We start from the raw sequence: 7,542 nt of genomic DNA on the forward strand, positions 1-7,542 counted from the left end.
TTATCCGACAGCGACCTACGGTCGCAATCGGTTAAGCATTGATGAGAGGCTTTGCCTCTCTGAAGCAGCCGCAAAGCGGCTGATCTATGCGTAACCTAGTACGGCTTCGCCGTGCTAGGCTAAAAGGATTAGTTTTAGCTCAAATAATATACTTAAAAGATCAACAGACCCTATTTCTTTCGCTCGATCCACTGTCCGTTAAGATAATCGGCTATCCACTTAGTCGCTTTGCCGTCTTTTTCAGAAGTTACATACTGACGTTTTTCCTTGCGGCTGAAACGTACTATCGTTTTATTTCCTTCTGAGTCAACAGTTGGCGCTTCAGTTAAATAATGGAATTTTTCCGGTAACCGCTCTTTGAATCGTACCAGTTCCTCAACATAAGGGGCGCGAGTTTCACGGGATTTCGGGAAATTATGTGCCGACATAAAGACGCCACTGGCACCATCACGCAGCACAAAATAGGCATCGGATTTTTCACACGGCAGCTCAGGGAAAGCCACAGGATCCTCTTTTGGCGGCGCCACTTCGCCGTTTTTCAAAATTTTGCGGGTATTACTGCAATTGGTGCAACCCATATATTTACCGAAACGCCCCAGTTTCAGGTGCATCTCCGCACCGCACTTGTCACATTCGACCACCGGACCGTCATAACCCTTGATTTTATATTCGCCCTGCTCGATCAGATAGCCGTCACAATTTGGGTTGTTACCGCAAATGTGCAGTTTACGCTGTCCGTCAATCAGATAGCTGTCCATTGCGGTGTGGCATTTCGGGCAGCGTTTGCGTTTGCGCAAGGCATCGGTTTCGGAATCATCGTCCAAGACATTCAACAATTCCGCTTCCGGAATCAGATTAATCGTGGTTTTGCAGCGCTCTTTCGGCGGTAACGCATAGCCGGTACAGCCTAAAAATACGCCGGTGCTGGCGGTACGAATCGCCATATTGCGTCCACACGTCGGACATTTGATTTCCGTTTCGACCAGACTGTTCGGGGTCATGCCGCCTTCAAGTTCGTCCAATTCAGCATTAGACAACTTTTGTGAAAAATCACTAAAAAATTGATTTAACTCAGTTTTCCAATTGGCGTTGCCGTTGGCAATTTGATCCAACGAATCTTCCATATTGGCAGTAAAATCATAGCTCATCAGTTCACTGAACGACTGATTCAAACGGTCAGTGACGATCTCGCCCATTTTCTCGGCATAAAAACGACGGTTTTCGACCCGCACATAACCGCGATCTTGAATCGTAGAAATAATCGAAGCATAGGTCGAAGGTCGCCCGATGCCACGTTTTTCCAATTCACGCACCAATGCCGCTTCGGTGTAACGTGCCGGTGGTTTAGTGAAGTGTTGTTGTGGAATGACTTGGCTCAAATTTAATTTTTCATTGACCGCCACTTGCGGCAATACTTGATCTTCTGCGCTTTTCCCCATAATCGGCAGCACTTTGGTCCAACCGTCAAAGCGCAAAATCCGCCCTTTAGTTTTCAGTTCGTACTCGCCAGCTTGCACGCTGAGTGTGGTTGAATCATATTGTGCCGGCGGCATTTGACACGCCAAGAATTGGCGCCAAATCAAGTCGTACAACCGCACGGCATCTTTATCCATGCCGTTTAGATCTTTATCTTTCACTGCCACATCTGACGGACGAATCGCTTCATGCGCCTCTTGTGCATTGTCTTTGCTGGAATAAAAATTTGGCTGTTGCGGCAAATATTGTTTACCGAATTGCTTTTCAATATAGCTGCGAGCCATATTCAACGCATCTTGGCTCAAATTGGTGGAGTCGGTACGCATATAGGTGATGTAACCGGCTTCATACAGGCGTTGTGCCATCATCATGGTTTTTTTCACGCCAAAACCTAAGCGCGTGCTGGCAGCCTGCTGCAATGTCGAAGTGATAAACGGTGCTTTCGCTTTTGAACTGGTCGGTTTGGTCTCTAAGCTGCTGACCATGTAATCGGCTTTTTGTAAGGCCGCAACTGCAACATCAGCCTGCTGCTGGTTGACCGGTTCAAACTTTTTGCCGTTAAATTGCGTCACATCTAAGCGAATGCCTTGTTGCTGTTGAGTCAACGTATCAACCGCCACTTCCCAAAACTCTTTCGGATCAAACGATTTGATCTCTCTTTCTCGTTCGACCAGCAATTTTACCGCTACTGATTGCACTCGTCCGGCGGACAGCCCACGCGCCACTTTTTTCCACAGCAACGGGGAAACCATAAAGCCGACCACACGATCCAGAAAACGGCGAGTCTGTTGTGCGTTGACTCGATCTAAATTCAGCTGTTCTGGTTTTTCAAACGCATTTTTGATGGCATTTTTGGTGATTTCATTAAACACCACACGACTATAGCGAGCATCATCGCCACCAATCACTTCACGCAAGTGCCAAGCAATCGCCTCTCCTTCTCTATCCAAGTCGGTTGCCAGATAGATATGTTCCGCTTTTTTCGCCAGTGATTTCAGCTCGGCAACCACTTTTTCTTTGCCCGGCAGAATCTGGTAGTTAGCTTTCCAACCATGATAAGGATCGATGCCCATGCGTTTCACCAATGCTTCTTGGTCACGTTCAGCTTTCAATGCTGCTTTTTCTTCCACGCTCATGCCTTTGGTCGAAACCGCTTTGCGTTTTTCACCATTTGACGATCCCGCCGTCGGCAAATCACGAATATGTCCAACACTGGACTTCACTACATAATCTTTGCCTAGATATTTATTGATTGTTTTGGCTTTCGCCGGGGACTCGACAATCACTAATGATTTGCTCATTTTCTTCCTATTCTTATACGTTAATACTTTTCAATGTTGTCTGACCGCACTTTGCAGCTTCACAATCAGCGTGTTCCAATCAGCGTGCTCGTTAATCAAAATTAACATCAAGACATCATAAAATGCGCTGACAATATCAAGGTTTGCGGGGGATTACAATAGCTTTTCCGCCAAACCGCACAATTCTGCAAGGCTTTGGTTTTTAATCGCCCGATTTTTTGCTTGTGCGCTACCGTACTTTCACGCAAAATATAAACAAACATCAACAGACCCTCGGGTTATAAATAAGGAAAGATGATGCAAACAGCGATTTTTGCCGGCGGATGCTTTTGGTGTATCGAAGCGGTATATAACCAAATACAAGGGGTACAAAGTGCGGTTTCGGGCTATATCGGCGGACATCTCGTCGACCCAAGCTATCGTCAGGTTTGCGATAGCGACACCGGACACGCCGAAGCGGTGAAAATCGAGTTTGATCCACAGCAGATCAGCTACCAAACGCTGTTGGCTATTTTCTTCGCGATTCACAATCCAACCGAGCTAAACCGTCAAGATCACGATGTCGGCACACAATATCGCAGCGAAATTTTTTATTTAAACGATCAGCAAAAACAGCTTGCTGAGCAAACCATTGCCGAGCTGCAACCGCACTTTAGCGCTCCAATTGTGACGAAAATCAGCCCTGCCACAACATTTTATCCGGCTGAAGCCTACCATCAAGGCTACTTCCTACAAAACCCCAACACCGGCTATTGCAGCATGGTGGTTGCGCCTAAATATTTGAAAGCTAAAGTCAAATTTGCTGAGTTATGGAAAACAGATTTGTAGCTGATGAGTATTTGTTATGCAGAAAAAATTGTGATGTGCAGAAAATTAACTTCTGCACTTTTATTAGCTTAACAACTGGTATTAGCTTTTAACAACTGGTGTGAAATCCGACCATTGCTCAATTCTGAAAGCACGAATATCACGAACCGAGTCAGGAAACCATTCCATCATTTTGAGTGCGCTCATTGCTTGAAATAAATTTGCCATATTTTCATCTGAATTGATATATAAACTTCCTTGAACCCGTTCAAATCTAAATTTTCTTAAGGTACTACCAATATCAAAGTAAGCCTGAGCCACGCCTTTAGGATGGTTTTTTTCAGTATCTGCGACAACTAAATCAAATGAAATTGCATACATGAAACTATTTCGCCTCAGGATCTTCCAATAATTTGGATAATTTATAAATCTCTTGCTCACCACTTTCGATCAGCGTGATATTAACTAAAATATCCCCGTCCGGTAATACTTGAGCTTGTTCACCAACCTGATATGGAATGCCATAAACACCAAAGGTTTTAATTGCACCAACTGGGATTTGTGCTGTATTTTCCATTATCCTCTCCTTTAGTCAAAACGACCTTAGACGAATTTTACAACGTTATTGGTCGATGTAAAGTCTACAATTTAAATATAAACTGACGGAAGTATAAAAAACCTGCTGTTATTCGCAGCAGGTTTCGTGCTAGTGTCTTTTATTATTTCACTTAGTATATTAAGCCATTACCAATATTTCGCAATTTCCGCTCTAATCGCTTCTGCTGTGGCTTTGCCTTTTTCACCAACTAAAGCACGGCCAGCGATGAAGGCTTTTGCGTTGCGAATGCCAGCAAACAGGTGGATATCTTCCGGCACAATGCCACCGGTGATTGAAAGCTCCAGCCCCAAATCAGACAGTTGCTGCATTTTCACCAGATCGTCCTCAGTCCAGCCCACGCCAGCCAATTCTGCATCACGCGAGCGGTGATAAATCGCTTGGCGAATGCCAAGGTCAACCCATTTTTGTGCATCTTGCAGCGTCCAGTTGCCGTATAATTCGATTTGAATTTCACGCTTGAATTCGTCAGCCACTTTCTTGCAAGCACCAATGGTGGCAATATGGGCGGCAGCGGAGACGGTGATCCAGTCAGCGCCGGCTTCAAATGCCATTCTGGCTAGAATCGCCCCCCCATCGGTGGTTTTCATATCACATACCAAAATATGTTTCGGGTGATTTTTTCTTAAGGTGCTGACCGCACTCATGCCTTCGGCAAACGCTAAAATCGTGCCGACTTCAATAATATCTACATAGCCCGCTACATTATCAGCGGTTTCAACTGCGGTTGTTAAACCCAAAGAATCCAATGCGATTTGCAATAAAGGTTTGGTTGTCATAATTTCTCCTGTTTACTTTATATTTATTTATTCAACGCTTGATCAATAACTTGATAGATCTCTTCTTTTGTCTGGCAGGCTTTAATTTTCTCCAAATCGACACCACTTTCGCTCTCTTCATCTTCCAGTATTTGGGTAATCTCCATTAATCCCTGCATATGCTGATTCGAATCGCTGCCTGCCAACGTAATCAACACATCGACCGGTGTCTCTTCGCCCTCGAAAGTGACCGGGGTGCTGAGTGTCACCAGTGCAAAGGCGGTTTTATTCACACCGTCTTCCGGTCTGGCATGTGGCATTGCCAAGCCTGGCGCTAAAATAATATAAGGGCCTAATTTTTTGATACTGTCCACAATTGCATTATGATACCGCACTTCGACTGCACCGGACTTCACCAGCATATCAGTGCCAATTTTAATTGCCGCCTGCCAATCTGTCGCCTGCTGATTCAACTTAATCGAATCATTATCGATGAGTGATTGTTTTAAGTTCATAGCCTTCCTCTATCTTCCTTTTATAAAATCCGGCATGACGAATTCGTCATGCCGATAGCCAGTTTATTTTGTTTTAAAATTCTGTTCAATGATAGCAATCAATTCTTCACCAAAAGAGTTTGGATTCAACATATTTTGCACGCCCAGAATATATTTTCCGTTAGGAACTTGCATTTCACCCGCCAGATGTTTGGAAGAGACGATGATATCAGTGCTGTCAATTTTCGATTTATAATCAGAAATCGCGCAAGAGTCCATACTGTTCGGAATGCCTTTTTTGTCTAAGTAAGCGCCGATTTTCATTTTCATCATCATGGACGATCCCTGTCCGTTTCCACAAACCGCCAATACTCTGACCGGTTTGATACTGCCTAGTTCGTTGCTGTTGCTACTATTGTTGCTGTTGTTGCTGTTGTTGCTGTTATCATCACTGTTGGAATCATCGACACCATAACCATCCATTTGATCCAAGGATTTGCCTGCGGCAAGTGCGGCAGCTTCATCGGCACGCAATTTTTTAGACGCGTACGCCATATACACAAAAGAAACACCTAAAATCGCAAAGAAGAAGAATGGAATACTGTTGATACCTTGTAAAATTGGTGGGAATACCAGCGCCCAGTCAGCCATGCCCATCCAGCCGTTGAAAGCCGTGCCATTGTCGGCAAAGATTTGAATCGCCCAAGCAGAGCCCAGTACTTCGATAATCCCCATCACAAAACAGATTTTCATCACTGATTTCCAACCGCCGAAATGGTTGGCAAATACGCCGATGGTGGCATTGGAGAAGAACATTGGGATAAACCCAGGAATGATCATAATCGGCGAGCTGAACAGCAGCAACCCAATCACCGCCACAAATTGTCCGATTGCGCCCCACATAAAGCCGAACACCATCGCATTTGGCGAATACGCATAAATCGCAGCACAGTCAATCGCCAACACTGCATTTGGAATAATGCGCTCGGAAACCCCTTTAAACGCTTCCGACAACTCTGCCACAAACATCCGCACCCCAGCGACAATCACTTGAATCGCCACCGCAAATTTCAACCCGGTTTCAAGAATATAGATAGTCCAGTGCGTTTTGCCTGCCATCTCCTGCAAATTGGTCAATCCGAACGAAAGCAAAATAATACCGAAGAATACCGTCATCACAATTGCAGTAGCAGAAATGCTATCGTGGAAAATATGCAACCATTTTGGCAGTTTTAAATGATCGACCGAATCGTTTTTATCACCCAATTTCGGTGCAATTTTAGTCGCAATCCAAGAGGCAAACTGCTGTTGGTGACCGATGGAAAATCCAGCACCGCCGGTGACCGCTTGAGTTGCTTTATACATGATATTAGATGAGATCGACCAGTACAGCGCCATCAGAATCGAAGTATAGATGATGGTTTCCCACATTGATGCGCCCAACACCATATAAAATACCGCAACCAAACCTGCTTGTTGGAACATAATGTGCCCAGTCAGCATGATAGTGCGAATGCCGGTAAAGCGACGGAAAACCACCAATAGAATATTCAGCGCCAACGCCATCAATACTGCATAACCAACCCAAGAGTAGTTATCCCCCATGGTTTCCATGGTCGCCATCATACTAGTATAGGGATCAATCACCGAACCGGTCAAATGATGATACTCTGATAATTTTTCAATCACTGGTTTGAATCCACTTACCAGTGTAGAAGCCCCCACTTGCACCAACATAAAACCGACAATCGTCTTAATTGTGCCTTTTAAAACGGTGGTTGTGTCTTTGCGCAGAAGAATATAGCCAATACATGTAACTAAACCCAACAATAAAGGGGCTTTTGTCATAACTTGGCTATAGAAAATATAAAATATATTATATAGTGTTTCCATAATTCGACTCCATCGATTCCATAATGATCGGGGTTGATTGATTACATCTGATGACTTTCCTTGGTTTGTCAGGGCATTTGATTGTACAACCTCATCTCCCCTGATTCGACAATCATAATAAGTCATCATTCATGAAGAAATAAAGATTAATTTTGATTTTTTGTGATCCAAATCGCTTATTTTAATAATTTTATAAC

Annotated in this window: 7 protein-coding genes; 1 reads left to right on the forward strand and 6 read right to left on the reverse strand. The window is 44.2% G+C overall.

Annotated elements, in window-relative coordinates; genetic code table 11:
- Positions 1–170 precede the first annotated feature (170 nt).
- Positions 171–2,777: a type I DNA topoisomerase gene (gene topA / locus FHQ23_RS11200; protein WP_139614396.1), complete on the reverse strand. Its 2,607-nt coding sequence runs from the start codon at positions 2,775–2,777 to the stop codon at positions 171–173.
- Positions 2,778–3,071: 294 nt separating this feature from the next.
- Here topA and msrA point away from each other — a divergent pair, with 294 nt between their 5' ends.
- Positions 3,072–3,605 (forward strand): peptide-methionine (S)-S-oxide reductase MsrA, encoded by a 534-nt coding sequence (gene msrA, locus FHQ23_RS11205; RefSeq protein WP_139614397.1) that lies wholly within the window; start codon positions 3,072–3,074, stop codon positions 3,603–3,605.
- Positions 3,606–3,686: 81 nt separating this feature from the next.
- Here the strand turns inward: msrA and FHQ23_RS11210 are convergent, their stop codons facing one another.
- From FHQ23_RS11210 to FHQ23_RS11230, 5 genes are all read right to left on the reverse strand, one after another.
- On the reverse strand, positions 3,687–3,965 hold the full coding sequence (locus FHQ23_RS11210) for a virulence factor (protein WP_139614398.1): 279 nt from the start codon (positions 3,963–3,965) through the stop codon (positions 3,687–3,689).
- A 4-nt stretch (positions 3,966–3,969) separates the two neighbouring features.
- On the reverse strand, positions 3,970–4,161 hold the full coding sequence (locus FHQ23_RS11215) for a DUF5397 family protein (RefSeq protein ID WP_132966569.1): 192 nt from the start codon (positions 4,159–4,161) through the stop codon (positions 3,970–3,972).
- Positions 4,162–4,328: 167 nt separating this feature from the next.
- A complete protein-coding gene (locus FHQ23_RS11220; RefSeq protein ID WP_139614399.1) occupies positions 4,329–4,979 on the reverse strand; it encodes a 3-keto-L-gulonate-6-phosphate decarboxylase UlaD in 651 nt (216 codons plus the stop codon).
- A gap of 23 nt (positions 4,980–5,002) precedes the next feature.
- Positions 5,003–5,473 (reverse strand): PTS sugar transporter subunit IIA, encoded by a 471-nt coding sequence (locus FHQ23_RS11225; protein ID WP_139609648.1) that lies wholly within the window; start codon positions 5,471–5,473, stop codon positions 5,003–5,005.
- Positions 5,474–5,536: 63 nt separating this feature from the next.
- The gene (locus FHQ23_RS11230; RefSeq protein ID WP_442805503.1) at positions 5,537–7,474 is read right to left on the reverse strand and encodes a PTS ascorbate-specific subunit IIBC; all 1,938 of its coding nucleotides are present in this window, start codon (positions 7,472–7,474) and stop codon (positions 5,537–5,539) included.
- Positions 7,475–7,542 lie beyond the last annotated feature (68 nt).

The sequence above is a fragment of the Testudinibacter crocodili genome (assembly GCF_006228025.1).
Classification (GTDB): domain Bacteria; phylum Pseudomonadota; class Gammaproteobacteria; order Enterobacterales; family Pasteurellaceae; genus Chelonobacter.